Annotated in this window: 14 protein-coding genes; 10 read left to right on the plus strand and 4 right to left on the minus strand. The window is 74.3% G+C overall.

From position 1 onward, the window contains the following. Positions 1-10: 10 nt before the first annotated feature. Positions 11-526 carry a hypothetical protein gene (locus tag ABDB74_RS05990; protein ID WP_346622520.1) on the plus strand — a complete coding sequence of 172 codons (516 nt, stop codon included), beginning with the start codon at positions 11-13 and terminating at the stop codon, positions 524-526. On the opposite strand, the gene ABDB74_RS05995 is transcribed toward ABDB74_RS05990, so the two are convergent. After that, positions 523-1,767, minus strand: coding sequence for a GNAT family N-acetyltransferase (locus ABDB74_RS05995; protein ID WP_346622521.1), 1,245 nt, complete (start codon positions 1,765-1,767; stop codon positions 523-525). The genes ABDB74_RS05990 and ABDB74_RS05995 overlap by 4 nt on opposite strands. A 104-nt stretch (positions 1,768-1,871) precedes the next feature. Here ABDB74_RS05995 and ABDB74_RS06000 point away from each other — a divergent pair, with 104 nt between their 5' ends. The 4 genes from ABDB74_RS06000 to ABDB74_RS06015 all read left to right on the plus strand — a co-directional run bounded on the left by ABDB74_RS06000 (position 1,872) and on the right by ABDB74_RS06015 (position 5,773). Next, complete coding sequence (locus ABDB74_RS06000) at positions 1,872-2,282, plus strand: MarR family winged helix-turn-helix transcriptional regulator (protein ID WP_346622523.1); 411 nt, start codon at positions 1,872-1,874, stop codon at positions 2,280-2,282. 176 nt (positions 2,283-2,458) lie between these two features. Next, the gene (locus ABDB74_RS06005; protein ID WP_346622524.1) at positions 2,459-4,192 is read left to right on the plus strand and encodes a hypothetical protein; all 1,734 of its coding nucleotides are present in this window, start codon (positions 2,459-2,461) and stop codon (positions 4,190-4,192) included. Between the two features lie 147 nt (positions 4,193-4,339). Then, on the plus strand, positions 4,340-5,323 hold the full coding sequence (locus ABDB74_RS06010) for a sigma-70 family RNA polymerase sigma factor (RefSeq protein ID WP_346622526.1): 984 nt from the start codon (positions 4,340-4,342) through the stop codon (positions 5,321-5,323). 168 nt (positions 5,324-5,491) lie between these two features. Next, on the plus strand, positions 5,492-5,773 hold the full coding sequence (locus ABDB74_RS06015; RefSeq protein WP_346622528.1) for a hypothetical protein: 282 nt from the start codon (positions 5,492-5,494) through the stop codon (positions 5,771-5,773). Between the two features lie 31 nt (positions 5,774-5,804). Here the strand turns inward: ABDB74_RS06015 and ABDB74_RS06020 are convergent, their stop codons facing one another. Beyond that, positions 5,805-7,301 (minus strand): MFS transporter, encoded by a 1,497-nt coding sequence (locus tag ABDB74_RS06020; protein ID WP_346622529.1) that lies wholly within the window; start codon positions 7,299-7,301, stop codon positions 5,805-5,807. 136 nt (positions 7,302-7,437) lie between these two features. Here ABDB74_RS06020 and ABDB74_RS06025 point away from each other — a divergent pair, with 136 nt between their 5' ends. Continuing rightward, complete coding sequence (locus tag ABDB74_RS06025) at positions 7,438-9,477, plus strand: cation:proton antiporter (protein WP_346622531.1); 2,040 nt, start codon at positions 7,438-7,440, stop codon at positions 9,475-9,477. 16 nt (positions 9,478-9,493) lie between these two features. On the opposite strand, the gene ABDB74_RS06030 is transcribed toward ABDB74_RS06025, so the two are convergent. Further along, positions 9,494-10,378, minus strand: a complete 885-nt coding sequence (locus ABDB74_RS06030; RefSeq protein WP_346622533.1) for a DUF4349 domain-containing protein — start codon at positions 10,376-10,378, stop codon at positions 9,494-9,496. Positions 10,379-10,714: 336 nt separating this feature from the next. Between ABDB74_RS06030 and ABDB74_RS06035 the strand changes: the two genes are divergently transcribed. The 4 genes from ABDB74_RS06035 (at position 10,715) to ABDB74_RS06050 (ending at position 14,916) form a co-directional block, all read left to right on the plus strand. Then, a complete protein-coding gene (locus ABDB74_RS06035) occupies positions 10,715-11,233 on the plus strand; it encodes a hemerythrin domain-containing protein (RefSeq protein ID WP_346622534.1) in 519 nt (172 codons plus the stop codon). Positions 11,234-11,453: 220 nt separating this feature from the next. Next, positions 11,454-12,686, plus strand: a complete 1,233-nt coding sequence (gene egtB, locus ABDB74_RS06040; RefSeq protein WP_346622535.1) for an ergothioneine biosynthesis protein EgtB — start codon at positions 11,454-11,456, stop codon at positions 12,684-12,686. 79 nt (positions 12,687-12,765) lie between these two features. After that, positions 12,766-13,746, plus strand: a complete 981-nt coding sequence (gene egtD / locus ABDB74_RS06045; protein WP_346622537.1) for an L-histidine N(alpha)-methyltransferase — start codon at positions 12,766-12,768, stop codon at positions 13,744-13,746. Between the two features lie 369 nt (positions 13,747-14,115). Beyond that, positions 14,116-14,916, plus strand: coding sequence for a DUF427 domain-containing protein (locus ABDB74_RS06050; protein WP_346622539.1), 801 nt, complete (start codon positions 14,116-14,118; stop codon positions 14,914-14,916). A gap of 229 nt (positions 14,917-15,145) precedes the next feature. Here ABDB74_RS06050 and ABDB74_RS06055 read toward each other — a convergent pair whose 3' ends face one another. Next, positions 15,146-15,619, minus strand: a complete 474-nt coding sequence (locus ABDB74_RS06055; RefSeq protein ID WP_346622540.1) for a hypothetical protein — start codon at positions 15,617-15,619, stop codon at positions 15,146-15,148. Positions 15,620-16,455 lie beyond the last annotated feature (836 nt).

Here is a 16,455-nt window from a genome sequence, read left to right on the forward strand (position 1 = left end):
GCTGGACCGGGTGCCCGACGGGACCGCCGCCGTCCCCGTCATGGACGGCTCCGTCCTCGACATCGCCGCGCACCTGGCCAGCTGCCTGGCCTTCTACGCCCACGACCTGGCCGCCGGGCCCGCGGAGGTGTCCGCGAACGACCTGGTCCGCCGGCCCGGGGCCGACCTCGCCACGCACGCCGCAGGCATCGCGGCGTGGGGTGAGGTGCTGGCCCGCACCCTCGAGGGTGCGGGCGCCGGCGACCGCGGCTGGCACTCGCACGGCGTCGCCGACCCGGCCGGGTTCGCCGCCATCGGCTGCGCCGAGCTGCTCGTGCACGGCGACGACGTCGCCACCGCGCTCGGCCTGACCTGGAGCCCGCCGGTCGACGTGGCGGCCGGGGTGCTGGCCCGCCTGTTCCCCGACGCGCCGCCGGCCGAGGACTCCCTGGCCACGCTCCGCTGGGCGACCGGGCGGGCCGACCTGCCCGGGCGTCCACGGCGCACCGGGTGGCGCTACGCCATGACGCCGGTGGTCGACCGCTAGAAGCTGTCCGGGCACCACGGCGTGACCGGCCAGCCGAAGGCCGCGCTGGCCAGCGTCACCGCTCCGGGGCTGACCTCGGTGACGCGTCCGGCGCCCTGCAACGCGGCGAGCGAGACACCACCGAGGTAGGCGGCCGACAGCTCCTCGATTCCGAGCACGATGTCGGGGTCCCGGTCGGTGTGCCCGCAGTAGCCACCGGCGGGATGGCCGGAGAGCCGCCAGCGCCCGGCGTTCCACGGGCAGAACGGATCGCGGACCTCGAGCACGAGGTCGATCGGCGTCGGGTAGCGCCGGGCGGCCAGCGCGCGGTCGACGTCGACCAGCCGCACCCACAACCCGTCGACGGGGGCGCTGTGCAGCGCGCGGCCGTCGGTGACCAGCCAGCGCAGCGGGTCGTCGGGGGAGGCGGCCGGATACGTCACCGTCCGGACCAGGTCGACCGACAGCAGCAGCTGCCAGAGCGCGGCGTAGGCCGGGGTGCTCGTCGCCCGCACCTCCTCGACGGTCAGCGTGCCGTCGGGTTCCCCGGCGTCGGTCCAGGCGCCCTTCACCCGGTAGGCGGCGTACCCGGTGACCATCCCGTCGGCCTCCCGGTGCACCAGGTACTGCCGCTCGGTGGCGCCCTTCCGCTGGGTCGGGTCGTCGCGCAGCTGCCGGTCCCACCAGCGCTCGTCGCGGACCATGTTCCCCGGCACCCACCGGTGCACCGCCCGGTGCACGGCCTCGGCGGCCGGGCGGTACTGCTCGGCGGTCACCTGCTCCACCCGGCCCGTGCCCAGGTCGGCGTCCGGGCGCAGCCTCAGCCGCTCGGTGCGGCCGGAGAACCGGGCCTCCACGGTCGCCGGTGCGTAGCCGAAGCGCCCGTAGATGGGGTACTCCGCGGCCCACAGCCCGGCCACCGGCTCGCGCTGCTGCTCGTGGAGCTCGGTGAGCTGGCGGCGCATGATCGCGCTGAGGATCCCGCGGCGGCGGTGGGTCGGGGCCACGGTGACCCAGGTGATCCCGGCGCAGGGGACCACGGCGCCGGGGACGGCGAGGGTCCGGCTGTACAGGCCGGCGGTGGCGACGACGCGGTCGTCGTCCCACAGCGCCAGCGACCGGTCCAGCTCGGCGACCGAGGAGGGGCGCTCGGTGAAGTCGGCGGGCGTCTCCTCGGCGAACACCGTGTACATGGCCCGTGAGAACGCCGGCCACTCGTCCGTGGTGATCGGGCGGAGCTGGGCGGCGAGATCGTCGGGCACGCCCGTTGTCTACCGGTACGCACGGACACCGCGCCAACGGGTTCCGGGCGGTGACCGTGCGGATCCGCGAGCCGACCAGGGATACCGGTGCCAGGATGCCCCGCATGGCGCAGGAGCAGCGGCCGGTCGGCTGGTGGGTCAAGCGGCTGGACGCGCTCCTGGAGGAGGCGGTGGACGCAGCCGTCGCCCCGGAGGGGCTGACGCGACGGCACTGGCAGGTGCTGCACTCGCTGGCCGAGGGGGACGCCGGCCCCCGGGACGTGCTGCGCGACTTCTCGGTGGATGTCGGGCCGGTGGTCGCCGACCTGACCGCCCGCGGCTGGGTGACCCGCCCCGCGGCCGGGGCGCTGCGGCTGACCGAGGACGGCGCGGCCGCCCACGACCGGGTCTGGCGCGCCGTCGGCCGGGTGCGCCGGCACGCCGCCGACGGGATGTCCCGGGACGAGTACGAGCGGGCGGTCACCGTGCTCGCCCGCATGGTGGAGAACATGGAACGGGCGCTCGGCCGCGGCTGACCCGTGGTGGAGGCGGTGGCTCGGCGGTGTCCGTGCCGGCGCGGATCGTCCCGCCCGCACCTGGGCGCTGTCCAGGGACCCGGCCGGTTGCGATCTCGGGCTAGGGTCGGGCGTCGCCCGCGCCGCCGTCGCCGTGTTCCCGCACCGCCGGCGCACCCCGACGGACGGAGGCCCTCGTGCGCTCTCGTGCACTCCCACTCGCGCTCAGCGCGGCGCTGCTGACCGGCTGCACCGGATCGATCGGTGAGGGCCCGCAGGAGGTGGGGGAGGACGAGGCGGTGGTCGCCGAGGTCGCCACCTCCGCGCCCGGCGAGCGGTTGACGGTCGTCGCCGACCCCGATCCGGTCGGTTCGGCGGTGAGCACCAGCCGGGCGCTGTTCGAGTCCTCCGACGTCGCGGTGCTCGCCGCCGAGGACGACCGCGCGGGGATGCTGCTCGGCGCCTCCGCGGCGGTCGCGCTGGGCGTGCCGCTGCTGGTCACGACCGGCCGGCAGACCCCCGAGCCGGTGACGGCGGAGCTGGACCGGCTCGGCGTCGACACCGTCCTGGCCGTCGGGGAGGCCTCGGGGCCGGCCGAGGGGTCCGACGTGGCGGTGCTGGCGCTCGGGGCCGACGCCGAGGACGTCGCCACGGTGACCGGCACGGAGCTGGCCGAGGGCGAGCCCGTGCCGGCCGACAACGAGGCCGCCGCCGTGGCCGCGCTGGACCCGGCGCAGCCGGCGGCGCTCCGGCCCGAGCCGGGCACGGAGCGCGGCACGGAAGGCAGCACCGAGGGCGGCACGGAGGACGGCGCGGAGGACGGCACGGAGAGCAGCACGGAGGAGTCCGCCGGGGACGACGTCGACGAGGTGCTGCCGGAGGTGGAGCGCGCCGAGCCGCTCGAGGAGACGGTGGTGCTCGCCGCGGGCGGACCGGAGTCGGTCGCCGGGATCGCCACCGCGCGCGCGGCCGGTGCCCGCGTGGTGCTGACCGGCGGGACGACGGACCCGCGTGCTTCCCAGGAGGCGATCGACGCCGTCGCGGCGGAGGAGACCGACAGCGTGGTCGCGCTCGGGGCCGGCTTCGGCGCCGAGGACGGCCTGGACTGGAAGGTGGAGACGGCGGCGACCGGCGTCGAGCTCCCCGGCGGTGGGCAGACGCTCTTCCCGGGCACGCTGCTCGTCGCCCTCTACGGGCACCCCGGCACCGGCGCCCTCGGGCTGATGGGTGAGCAGCCCCTCGAGGCCGCCATCGAGCGGGCGCGGGCGCACGCGGCCCCGTACGAGCCGCTGGTCGACCAGACCGTCGTGCCGGCGTTCGAGATCATCGCGACGATCGCCTCGTCGTCGGCCGGGCCCGACGGCGACTACTCGAACGAGGCCGACATCGAGGAGCTGCGGCCCTGGGTCGAGGCGGCGGGCGAGGCCGGGATGTACGTCGTCCTGGACCTCCAGCCGGGGCGCACCGACTTCGTCACCCAGGCGGAGCTGTACCGGCCGCTGCTGGAGATGCCGCACGTCGGGCTCGCGCTCGACCCCGAGTGGCGGCTGGGGCCGAACGAGGTGCACCTGGTCCAGATCGGCTCGGTGGACATCGAGGAGGTCAACCGGGTGGTGCACTGGCTGGCCGACCTGACCCGCGAGAACCAGCTGCCGCAGAAGCTGCTGGTGCTGCACCAGTTCCGGCTCGACATGATCCCCGGCCGGGAGCGGCTGGACATGAGCCGCGACGAGCTGGCGATCATGGTGCACGCCGACGGCCAGGGCGGGCAGGGCGCCAAGCAGAGCACCTGGACGGTGCTGCGCCGGGACGCGCCCGAGGGGCTGCGGTGGGGCTGGAAGAACTTCTACGACGAGGACATCCCGATGCTCACCCCGGAGCAGACGATCTCCGACGTCGAGCCCGACCCGGAGCTGATCACCTACCAGTGATGCGCTCCGCCCGTGACGGGGTGACACCGACCCGCTGAGACAGCCGGTCCGACCACCGGGAGCCCCGGAGCTCATCGCTCCGGGGCTCCCGTTCTGTCGGTGCGCTGTGGTCTGCTGACGCGCACATCGACCGGAGGGGGATGTCAGGTGACCAGCGTCGCGCTCGGCCCGACCGACCAGCTGGACCCGCGGCTGCTCGAGCACCGCCGCGAGCTGACCGGCTACTGCTACCGGATGCTCGGCTCGATCTTCGACGCCGAGGACGCGGTGCAGGAGACGATGGTCCGCGCCTGGCGTGGGCTCGCCGACTTCGAGGGCCGGTCCGCCGTGCGCTCCTGGCTGTACCGGATCGCCACGAACGTCTGCCTCGACCAGCTGTCGGGCCGGCAGCGCCGGGCGCTGCCGATGGACCTCGCGGGCTCGCCGTACCCGCCGGTGGAGGCCTCGCTGGCCGGCCGCCGGGCGACCTCGGCGTGGGTGGAGCCGGTCCTCGACCGCCAGGTGCTGCCCGAGGACGGTGATCCGGCCGAGCAGGCGGTCGCCCGCGAGTCGGTGCGGCTCGCCTTCGTGGCCGCGCTCCAGCACCTGCCGCCCAGGCAGCGGGCGGTGCTGATCCTGCGCGAGGTGCTCCGCTGGAAGGCCGACGAGGTCGCCGAGCTGCTCGACACCACGGTCGCCTCGGTGAACAGCGCCCTGCAGCGGGCCCGGGCCACGCTCGCCGACGTCGGCGGCCGCCCGGCGCCCCGGACGCTGGACGACGACGACCGCGCGCTGCTGGCCCGCTACCTGGACGCGTTCGAGCGCTACGACATCGACGCCTTCGTCCAGCTGCTGCACGAGGACGCCACCCAGCACATGCCGCCGTTCGAGATGTGGCTGCAGGGCCGGGAGGACATCGGCACCTGGATGACCGGCCCGGGCGCCGGCTGCAAGGGCTCCCGGCTGATCGAGACCTCCGCCAACGGGACGCCGGCGATCGCGCAGTACCGCCCGGCCGAGGGCGGTGGTCACGTGCCGTGGGCTCTGCACGTGCTGGAGATCGAGGACGGCCGGATCGCCCACATCTCCAGCTTCCTCAACCTCGACTGCGAGCTGTTCGCCGCCCTCGGGCTACCGACCGAGTTCGACTGAGCGGGCCATCGCCGAGTCCGCCACGTTCCGCTTCTGCTTGACCCCGGACCGCGGCAGGGCCAGCCTGGGGCGATGACGGCGGTGGTACTGCCCGCTCACGGGCGATGGACGTGGGATGCCCGTGGCGAGGGACGAGCGGTCCGGGTCTCGACGCACGTCGAGCACGGGGTGGTCAATCTCAGCCTCTGGCGCGGCGAGACCTGCGTCGGCACGGCGCGGCTCGCTCCCGACGACGCGGCGGGGCTGGTCACCGGGCTGACCGAGGGCCTGGCCACGCTGGCCGCCCGCCCGCGGGTCGTGGGCCCGGAGGCCACGCGGGTCGCCGACCTGGAGGCCCGGTTGGCGCGTCTGGAGCACCGCCGGCAGCCGGTGTGGCGGCGGGCGACCGAGGCGGAGACCGGTTGGGCCGTCCGGGCGTCGGTCCGCGCCGCCGTCCGCCCGCGGGGCTGACGGCACGGACCCAGGCGCGGAGTCCCTCCGGTCAGGGCGGACCTGGTCGGGCAGCGGTAGGAGCTGCGGCCGGTGCTGGCGCCGGTGCCGGAGCGGGTGCCGGTTCGGGCACCGTCGCGTCGTCGCCCAGGGGCCGTCGCACGAATGCCACCGAGACCAGCGCGCCGGCAATCAGAAGGCCGGCCAGGATGAACAGGGCGGTGCGGAAACCGTCCGCGAACGCCGGCGGGTCGGTGTAGTCGCTGCCACCGAGCCCTGCGGCGACCGGGACCACGGCCACCGCGAGCAAGCCGGCCGCGCGGGCAACGGCGTTGTTGACCCCGGAGGCGACGCCGGCGTAGCGGTTCGCGGCGGACGCCAGCACGGTCGCGGTCAGCGGGGCGACCAGCAGGGTCAGGCCCGCCCCGAAGAGGGCGACGGCGGGTAGGACGTCGCCCAGGTAGGAGGCGTCCGGGCCGATCCGGAGCATGAGCAGCACCCCCGCCGCGGCCACCAGCGGCCCGGCGGTGAGCAGGGGTCGCGGCCCGATCCGCTGGGCCAGCGCCCCGACCCGCGCGGAGAACAGCAGCATCAGGGCGGTGACCGGGAGCAGCGCGGTCCCGGCCAGCAGCGGGCTGAACCCGGAGACGACCTGCAACTGCAGGACGAGCAGCACGAACAGGGCACCGAGTGCGGCGTAGACGAACAGGGTCGCGGCGTTGGTGGCGGTGAACTGCCGGTCGGCGAACAGCGACGGGGGCACCAGCGGGTGCCGCGACCGCCGCTCCACCAGGACGAAGGCGGCGAGGGCGAGGGCGCCGGCCGCGCCCCAGAGCCACACCTCCGGCCCGGCCGCCGGGTCGCCGGCGGCGGTGAGGGCGTAGGTGAGCGCGCCGAGGCCGGCAGCCACCAGCGCCGTCCCGGTCCAGTCCAGCTGCCGGGCGGCTGCCGGGTCGCGGGACTCGGGCACGTGCCGGGCCACGACCGCGATGACGAGGACGGCCAGCGGCAGGTTGATCAGGAAGACGGCCCGCCAGTTCCACTCGACCAGCCAGCCGCCGACGAACGGGCCGATCGCGGCGGCGACGCCGGTCAGTCCCGACCACGCCCCGACGGCGGCGGCGCGGTCGGACCCGGAGAACGAGGCCGAGATGATCGCCAGGCTGCCCGGGGTGAGCAGCGCCCCGCCGACGCCCTGCAGCGCGCGGGCGGCCACGAGGGTGCCGATGTCGGGCGCCAGCCCGCACAGGAGCGAGGCGAGAGCGAACCAGACGACCCCGACGACGAAGATCCGGCGGCGTCCGTAGCGGTCGCTGAGCGAGCCGCCGAGGAGGATCAGCGCGGCGAGCGTGAGCGTGTAGGCGTTGAGCGTCCACTGCAGGCCGGAGAAGTCGGCGTCGAGGTCGGCCCCGATGCGCTCCAGGGCCACGTTCACGACCGTCGCGTCCAGCATGGCCACGCCCGAGCCGAGGACGGTGGCGAGCAGGACCCAGCGCCCCTGGGGCGTACCCATGCGCAGGCCCGGGCCGGCCGCGGGCGGCACAGCCATGAGCGTTCCTCCTCCGCCGGCAGCCGACACATCGGCTCGCTGCTGTCCAACGCCCGTAGGTGCCGGGGATTCCCCGGACCTCGCGTGCTGCGCACGGCCATGGGCACCCCCGTCGGCGGCGCGCAGAATGTCGGGCATGTCGTCCGAGGCAGACCTCGTCACCGCGGCCGGCTCGGTGCCGGGCTACCTGGGGCCCACCGCGGCCCTGGTGGTGGCGGCCGCGGTGATCGGATACGTGTCGGCCCGCGTCCGCGTCGTCCCGATCGTCGGGTTCCTGGTAGCCGGCGTCCTGATCGGCCCGGCCCAGCTCGGCATCGTCGAGAGCGGCGAGGCCGTGGAGGCCGCCGCGGACATCGGCGTCATCCTGCTGCTGTTCACCATCGGGATCGAGTTCTCGCTGGAGCGGCTGGCCCGTGTCTGGACCTGGATCGCGGTCGCCGGTGGTCTGCAGCTGGTGCTGGCGACCGGCGGCGGCCTGGGGTTGACCCTCGCCGCGGGTGGGGGCTGGCGCGACGGGCTGTTCACCGGGTTCCTGCTGGCGCTGTCGTCCACGGCGATCGTGCTGAAGCTGCTGGGGGAGCGGCGGGAGACCTCCGGCGTCCGGGGTCGGCTGGCGCTGGCCGTGCTGATCGCCCAGGACCTGGCGGTGGTCGCCATGGTGCTCGTCGTCCCGCTGCTGGGCGCCGGTGCCGACGGCGAGGGCTCCGGTGGCGGGTCGCTGCTGTGGGCGCTGCTCACCGCGGTCGCGGTCATCGCCGTCGTCCTCGTCGTCGCCCGACGGGTGATGCCCACGGTGCTGGACGTGGTGGCGCGCACCTGCTCGCCGGAGGTGTTCCTCCTCGCGATCGTGGCCATCTGCTTCGGCACCGCTTACCTGACCGCGCTCGCGGGGGTGAGCGTGTCGCTCGGTGCCTTCCTGGCCGGCCTGGTGGTGAGCGAGAGCCGCGCCAGCACCCAGGCCTTCGCCGAGGTGATGCCGCTCCAGATCGTGTTCAGCGCGGTCTTCTTCGTCTCGGTGGGCATGCTGCTCGACCTGGGCTTCATGCTGGCCAACCTGCCGCTGGTGCTGGGCGCCGCGGCGGTGGTCCTGGTGGTGAAGACGCTGACCACCGCGGTGGCCGCCACCGCCGCCCGCATCCCGGTGCGCACCGCCGTCGCGACCGGTCTGCTGCTCGCGCAACTGGGCGAGTTCTCGTTCGTGCTGCTCACCGTGGGCACCGCCGCGGGGCTGGCCCCGCTGGGGCTGGGGGACGACGGCGCGCAGGTGGTCGTCGCGACGACGGTGCTGCTCATGCTGCTCACCCCGCAGCTGGCCGCGGCCGGGGCCCGGATCGACCGGACGCGGCGGGCCTCGTCCGCCGTCGATGCCGTGCACGACGGCGGCCCGCCCCGCGACCACGTCGCGATCATCGGGTGGGGCCCCACCGCGCTGGAGCTCGCCGCGACGCTGCGCGGCCGGGGGATGGGCGTCGTGATGACCACGCTCAACCCGGACGGGGCGGCGCAGGCGCAGGCCGCCGGGCACGCGGTGGTGCGAGGGGACCCGACGAAGGCGGAGATCCTCCGGACGGCCGGGGTGCCGGACGCGCGGCTCGCCGTGGTCGCCGAGGACGACCCCGAGCAGGCGGTGCGGGTGGTCGCCGCCACCCGCGCGGTGACGAGGGCCCCGATCGTGGCCCGGCCGCTGGGCGCCGTCGACGTCGCCGAGCTGGCCGACGCCGGGGCCGACCACATCCTCGACCGCGACCGGCTCTCCGGCCAGGCGCTGCTGCACTCGGTCCTCACCGAGTTGGGGCACCCGGTCGTGCACCCGGGCCGCGAGCGGACCGTCGTCGACACGGCCCGGGTGGTGCGGTACGCGTGGCCGGAGGGCAGCGGCTGCGGTCACGCCGGGGCGTCCCAGCCGGTGCTTCCGCAGGCGCCCGGCTGCATCGGGTGCCTGCAGGAGGGCACCGAATGGGTGCACCTGCGGACCTGCCTGAGCTGCGGCTACGTCGGCTGCTGCGACTCCTCGCCGCGCCGGCACGCCCGCGCCCACGCCGGCGCCACCGATCACCCGCTGATCACCTCGGCCGAGCCGGGGGAGAGCTGGGGTTACTGCTTCGTCGACGACGTGACCGTGCCGGCGCCGGCCGGTGCGGCGCCGGAGGCCGAGTCGTCCCCGGCGCCGCAGTGACGACGGTGCCCGCCGCTCACTCCTGCGGCGGCGCCGCTTCCGCCTGGGCTGTCGACGCCGGGGCCGCGGCCCGCCGCCGGGCCAGCCGGAGCGGCACCAGGACCGCCCCGGCCGCCACCGCGGCGACGGCCAGCCACGGCAGGAGGACGCCGAGCACGACGACGGTCTCCCCGAGGACCGCGACCAGTGACCGCCATCCGGTGCCCAGCCCGTCGAGGAACCCGTCCGGGCCGCCGGCCGGCGCCACGCCGAAGGGCGTCAGGTGCACCCGGAGCGTCGACAGCTCCACCTGGTCGGCGAGAGCGGCCCGCCGGGACTGCAGCGACTCGAGCTCCTGCTGCCGTTCGGAGAGGGCCTGCTCCGCCTCCAGCAGGGCCTCGGTGGTGGCCGCGTCGTCCATCAGGGCGAGCAGTCGGGCCACCGAGGTCTGCAGCGCGGTGATGCGGGCGTCGAGGTCCACCACGGTGGCGGTCACGTCGGAGCGCGACACCGACACGCTCTCGACGTCGCCGAGCTCCTCCAGGTCGGCCAGGACGCCGGTCAGCGCGTCGGCCGGCACGCGCAGGACGAGGTCGGCGACGACCCCGTCGACGCCGTCCGCGCCGGAGGTGGCCTGCACGGTGCGCTCGTCGACGCGGCCGCCGACGGACTCCACCAGCTCGCTGACCCGCTGGGCGCCCTCGGCCGGGTCGTCGACGGCCAGCGCGGCGGTGGCCGTCGTGACCACCTGCCGGTCCTCGTCGGCCGGCGATCTCTCGTCGAGGCCCGGGGCAGCCGGTACGGGAGCAACTGCACCGCCGCCGGTGGCGCCGTCCGCGCTGCCCGACTCCCCGCCGGACGGGCCCGTGCAGCCGGCGAGCAGCGCCAGGGCCAGCACCGCTGGAGCGAGGAAGCGCCGCATGGCGCGGACGGTAGGCCAGTGCTCAGGCCGCCGACCAGCGTCGATGCGCGATCGTGACGGCCGGCGGGGCGGCTGGATCCGGGCCTGAACGGTCTCCATGACCGGAGGACGGCACGGGGGGCGGGATCGGTTCCGTGCCGCACTGGAAGGGTCGCGGGCGGCGCTTCTGCTGCAACGCCGGAACCGAGTCGCGGAGGGATGACTGGGACCGAACCGGCATGGCCGGCTCGGCGCGCTCCTGCAGGCTGCACGCCGAGGTCAGCACGCGAGTCGGCCGCGGCGGGCCTACTGCTCCCGCACAGCGTGCATGCGGGTGGTGCGGGTAGGAGACGTGCCATGTCCGACTTCGAGATCACTGCCCTCGTCCTGGCCGAGCACGAGGTCTTCCGGCGGGAGTTCACCGCGCTCGACGACCTGCCCGTCGAGGAGCTCGCCGCTGCCTGGGAGGCGCTGCACGCCAAGCTCGAAGTGCACGCCGTAGCCGAGGAGCAGCTGTTCTACCCGCTGCTCGCGCAGGAGGCGGACGGCGAGCAGGAGACGGCGGAGGGCGTACACGACCACAACGAGATCCGGCACGCCGCGGCCGCCGTCGGGGAGCACGAGGTCGGCAGCGAGGGCTGGTGGGAGGCGGTGCGCAACGCGCGACAGGTCAACGCCGACCACATGGCCGAGGAGGAGACGGACTTCTTCCCTCCCTTCAAGGAGGCCGTCGACGAGGAGCAGCGCGAGGCCCTCGGGATGCAGTGGCTGGCATTCCATGACGAGCACGAGGAGGCCGACGGGCTGTCCGGCGACGACGCGAAGGTGGCCGAGGTGATCGCGACCGAGGTGCCGGAGGGTGACCCGTCCCTCTAGGGACGCCGCCCCTCCGAGCTGCGCTGGTCGCGCGGGTCTGATCCCCGGAGCAGTGGCTTGGTCGGAGGGGCGTGGAGCGACGGCAGGCCTGGACCGGACAGCGAGCCAGGTGGCCGGAGCCACGACGAGGAATGGGATCCGGCGGCCGGGGGTACAGCGCGCCCTCGAGCGATCGCGCCTGTGCCGCTGCCGGCGACCCACCCGACGGCCTGGAGGCCCGATGACCCTGACTGCCCCTTCCGCCTCGGATCTGCGCACCCGAGTCCTCGACGTCCGGTCGCTGACCGAGGTCCTGGCCGCGCCTCTCTCGGCGGAGGACCAGACGGTGCAGTCGATGCCGGACGCCAGCCCGACCAAGTGGCACCGGGCCCACACGTCCTGGTTCTTCGAGGAGTTCCTGCTCGGCCCCGCGGGGCGCGCTCCCTACGATCCGTCCTTCGGGTACCTGTTCAACTCCTACTACGAGGCCGTCGGACCGCGGCACCCACGCCCGCAGCGAGGGCTGATCACCCGGCCGGGCGCCGCGGAGATCGGCCGGTACCGGGCTCACGTCGACGCGGCGCTGGCCGACCTGGTGTCGAACGGGTTGGACGAGGACCAGGCTGCGGTGGTGGTACTGGGGCTCAACCACGAGCAGCAGCACCAGGAGCTGCTGATCATGGACGCCAAGCACCTGCTGGGTGGCCAGCCGTTCGGGCAGGTCTACGCGTCCCGCCCTCTGGACCCCGCAACCCCGTCGCCGGCCCTCACCTGGCGCGCGGTCGAGGGCGGGCTCGTGGACGTGGGCCACGACGGCACGGGCTTCGCCTACGACAACGAGGGGCCGGCGCACCGGGTGTGGCTGGAACCGTTCGAGATCGCCGAGCGGGCGGTGACGAACGAGGACTGGCTGGCGTTCATGGCCGACGACGGCTACGAGCGGCCGGAGTTCTGGCTCTCCGACGGCTGGCACACGATCGGCCGCACCGGCGGGCGGGCACCGGAGTACTGGAGCCAGCAGGACGGGGAGTGGACGACGTGGACGCTGGCCGGGCGCCGGTCGCTGGTGCCCGGCGAGCCGGTGTGCCACGTCTCCTTCTACGAGGCGGACGCCTACGCCCGCTGGGCCGGCGCTCGCCTGCCGACCGAGTTCGAGTGGGAGACCGCCGCCCGGCCGGTGGCTCACCTGCGCGGCCAGCTGCTCGACCCGCAGCGGCTGCACCCGGGCCCGGCGGGGCGGCACATGATCGGGGACGTGTGGGAGTGGACCTCCAGCGCTTACCTGCCCTACCCCGGGTTCGTGCCGGTCGAGGGTGCGATCGGCGAGTACAACGGCAAGTTCATGTCCGACCAGCACGTGCTCCGGGGGGCGAGCTGCGCCACGCCCGCCGGTCACGAGCGGCTGACGTACCGCAACTTCTTCCCGGCGTCCGCCCGGTGGGCGTTCTCGGGCCTGCGGCTCGCCAGGTCGTGACCCCAGAGCTGCCCGACCTCACCCGCCTGACCCGAGGACGCCTGTGACGACCGCCTGCCCGCCCGACCCCGGGACCCCGGTGTCGACCACTGCCGCGCTGCAGCTGGAGCGGCACCTGCCCCCCTCGGCCATGCGACGGGCTCTCGAGGACGACGTCCGCGCCGGGCTCACCGCGTCCCCGAAGACCCTGCCGCCGAAGTGGTTCTACGACGCCAGGGGCTCGCAACTGTTCGATGCGATCACCCGGCTGCCGGAGTACTACCCGACCCGGACAGAACGCGCCCTGCTGGTGGAGCACGCGAACGAGGTGGCGGCCCTCACCTGCGCCGACACCCTCGTCGAGCTGGGCAGCGGGACGTCGGAGAAGACCCGGCTGCTGCTGGATGCCCTGCGCGAGGCCGGCGGTCTGAACCGCTTCGTGCCCTTCGACGTCGACGAGTCCGTGCTGAGGCAGGCAGGTGCGGCCGTCCTCGAGGAGTATCCCGAGCTGGTCGTGCACGCCGTCGTCGGGGACTTCGAGCATCACCTGCCCCTGCTGCCGACCGGGGGCAGGCGGTTGTTCGCCTTCCTCGGCGGCACCATCGGCAACCTGCTCCCCGCCGAGCGCGCCGACTTCCTGCGCACCCTGTCCACCGGCATGGCCGCGGGCGATGCGTTGCTGCTCGGCACCGACCTCGTCAAGGACCCCCACCGCCTCCTGCGTGCCTACGACGACTCGGCCGGGGTCACGGCGGAGTTCAACCGCAACGTGCTGCGGGTGCTCGCCCGGGAGCTGGATGCGCAGGTCGTGCCAGAGGCGTTCGAGCACGTCGCGGTGTGGGACGCCGAGCACGAGTGGATCGAGATGCGGCTGCGGTCGGTCCGCGCCCAGGTGGTCCGCGTGCTGGACCTGGAGGTGCCCTTCGCCGAGGGGGAGGAGCTGCGGACCGAGATCAGCGCGAAGTTCCGCCGTCCGGTGGTCGAGGCCGAGCTCGGCGCCGCGGGACTGGAGCTGGTCCGCTGGTGGACCGACCGAAACGGTGACTATGCGCTGTCCCTGGCCTGCAAACCGGGACCCTGACCACGAGTAGACGCTCGGACGGAAGGACACCCGGTCGGCGGATCGTTCAGCACGGACGGCGAAGAGCTCCTGTCCCCGGTGGAGGTCCGGCGGTAGGCGGCGCCGGCGACCCACAGCCGGTCGGGGCCGGTCGCGGGGAACGCGTGGTCGAGCCCCGCGAAGAACGCCGACGCGCTCCCCAGGATCTCGTTCGCCCCCCGCAGCTGACGGTTCTCAGGCGTAGGGCGGGTCTACACGGGGTCGGTGCCGACAGCACGCCGCACCGCGAGCGAATCCGGTCGACGACCGTCCCCAGCAGTCATGCCGTCCCCGGGTCCGCTCCGTGGTCCGGCGACGTGTCGGCCGGAGTGGCTCGGGTAGCCGCGGTGAGTGAGCCTGACCAAGGGCAGCGGGCCGTTCGGTGCGGCCCCTGCGGGATCGTTCAACTTCGATCCGCAGCCGCCCGAGCACGTGATGTACGTGGAACGGTCGCCGCGGCGCGTGCGGGTCGTTCTCGGCGGGGAGACGGTGGCAGACAGCACCGACGTCCGTCTGCTGCACCCGCCGGGTCGAACGCCCACGTACCTGTTCCCCCGCGAGCACGTGCGGACCGACCTGTTCGAACCCAGCGAACGCCGCAGGTCCGACCCGGCGATGGGGGAGGGGACGTACTGGAGCGTGCAGGCCGGGGACCGGCGGGCGGTTGACGCGGCCTACGCCTTCGAGCGACCACCCCCGTCGGCGGCCGCGGTGACCGGGCTGGTGGCCTTCGACTGGGACGCCATGGACGGGGTCTTCGAGGAGGACGAGGAGGTCTTCGTCCACCCACGCGATCCGTACACCCGCATCGACGTGCTCAGGAGTTCCCGCCAGGTCCGGGTGAGCATCGACGGTACCGTGATCGCTGAGTCGACCCGGCCGCGGATGCTCCTCGAGAGCGGTCTGCCGGTGCGGTACTACCTGCCGCGCGAGGATGTGCGCGCCGACCTTCTCGAGCCCAGCTACACGACTACCCGCTGTCCGTACAAGGGCGTCGCCCACTACTGGTCGCTGCGCGTGGGGGAGCGGCTGGAGAAGGACCTGGTCTGGACCTATCCAGAACCGTTCCACGACGCCGAGGCGGTGCGAGGGCTGCTGTGCTTCGTCGACGAACGGGTGGACCTGGAGGTGGAGCAGCGGGGCGGAGGGTGAGGGACGTCCGCGTCCACCCGGGCATCGACAGGCAGCGTGCTGAACTCCCGTAGCCGGACACCGCGGCGTTGTCGGTCCAGACGTCGATCCGGCCGAAGCGCTCGCGGGAGTGCTGCGCCAGGTGCTGCACCTGCGACCACACCGCCACGTCGGTGGCGCCACCAGCGCCGTCCCGCCGGCCCGGGTGATCTCCTCGGCGGCGGTGTGCAGCGCCGGCTCGGCAGCACCGTCAGGACGTGCGGGCGGGGTCCAGGACGCGGTCGAAGACGGCGCCGGTCGCCTGGGCCTGCACGTACTTGTCCACGATGTCGACGACCCAGTCCCTGGCCGTCCACTTGCTCGGCTGGTACAGCCCGAGCGCGGTGTTGAGCAGGACATCGCCGGTGTAGACGACCGCGAAGACGGTGTTGACCGCCTTCTGTCCCCGCAGACCGTTGGCGGCGGCGACGCCGTAGGCGGTGCCCCACATGCCGCCGAGGGCGAAGTGGGTCGTGTAGTTCAGCCGCCGGCGCCCCTCGGGGGTCGTGGGGTGCACAGGAAGGACCTTCTCAGCGAAGTCCGCGGGCGCGTAGCTCTCCGGGCGCCCGGTCAGCGGCATCTCGATGAGCTTCTGGAACGCGGTCATCACCACGGTCCCGGCGACGCCGGCGAGGATTCCCCGGGCCACCGTGGTGGCGGTCGACGGTTCGTTGTTCGGTTGCACGTGTGTCCTCCGGGGTGGTTGCGGTGCCGGGTGCTCGGGCTGCGTCATGGGTGCTGGCCAACAGGCGGTGTCAGGGCTCGAGGGTGACCGTGATGCAGCCGTCCTGCTCCATCTGGAAGATCTCGTCGCCCCAGCGGTTGCCGTGCGCCTGTCCGGGTGCCCTGCCAGGTCAGCGCCTCATCTGGCCTCCTCGGCGGACGTGCGCAACGGGTGCGCCCCCTGTGTGCCGGCAGCGCATCTACCCCGCTCAGGCGCTCTGTACCCCTCGGTCCAGTTCCTGGGAGGGCGCAGCAGGCCCGGCCCCGTCACCGCGGCCGCTGGGACTGCCCAGACTCTGACTGGGTCCGGTCCGCGGGTCCCGGACCGGCGGTCGGCCTCGCCCGAGAGATGCTCCGAAGCCGCCCGTCGAGCACTCGGCTCTCATGTCGTGACCGGCCCACCCGCGGACAGTGCCGGACCGCCGACATGCCCCGCGGAGACGCCGTCAGGGGCGCCGCTCGCCGACGTTCCCGCGGAGACGTCTGATCCGGTGACGAGCGGCCCGTCGACGCCCGACCGCCGTCACGAGTTCATCTCGACGACTGGCTCTGGCAGGGGCAACGGGCACACCGACCCGCTGGGGCGTTCCTGGATCACATCGCGCGCGCTGCCCGCACGGAGCATGCTGTCCCTCCCGACAGTGCGCCTTGCCGGAGGGGAACTCGTGGCCGGAACGTTGACGAACTCGTCGACCCCTGATGCTGCCCGTCGCCGTGCTGTGCGCCTGCGCACGTCGCTGGTGACCGTGCTGGCCCTTGTCACCTTGGGACTGGCCGGCTGCGGGGATCCCGACGACG

It is taken from the genome of Blastococcus sp. HT6-4, from assembly GCF_039679125.1.
GTDB classification, from domain to species: Bacteria; Actinomycetota; Actinomycetes; order Mycobacteriales; family Geodermatophilaceae; genus Blastococcus; species Blastococcus montanus.

What these genes read in the sequence shown, in the direction of transcription:
- ABDB74_RS06000 (WP_346622523.1), top strand. Translation starts at nt 1,872, where the DNA reads ATGGCGCAGGAGCAGCGGCCGGTCGGCTGGTGGGTCAAGCGGCTGGAC.
- ABDB74_RS06020 (WP_346622529.1), bottom strand. Translation starts at nt 7,301, where the DNA reads ATGGCTGTGCCGCCCGCGGCCGGCCCGGGCCTGCGCATGGGTACGCCC.
- ABDB74_RS06025 (WP_346622531.1), top strand. Translation starts at nt 7,438, where the DNA reads ATGTCGTCCGAGGCAGACCTCGTCACCGCGGCCGGCTCGGTGCCGGGC.
- ABDB74_RS06030 (WP_346622533.1), bottom strand. Translation starts at nt 10,378, where the DNA reads ATGCGGCGCTTCCTCGCTCCAGCGGTGCTGGCCCTGGCGCTGCTCGCC.
- ABDB74_RS06035 (WP_346622534.1), top strand. Translation starts at nt 10,715, where the DNA reads ATGTCCGACTTCGAGATCACTGCCCTCGTCCTGGCCGAGCACGAGGTC.
- egtB (WP_346622535.1), top strand. Translation starts at nt 11,454, where the DNA reads ATGACCCTGACTGCCCCTTCCGCCTCGGATCTGCGCACCCGAGTCCTC.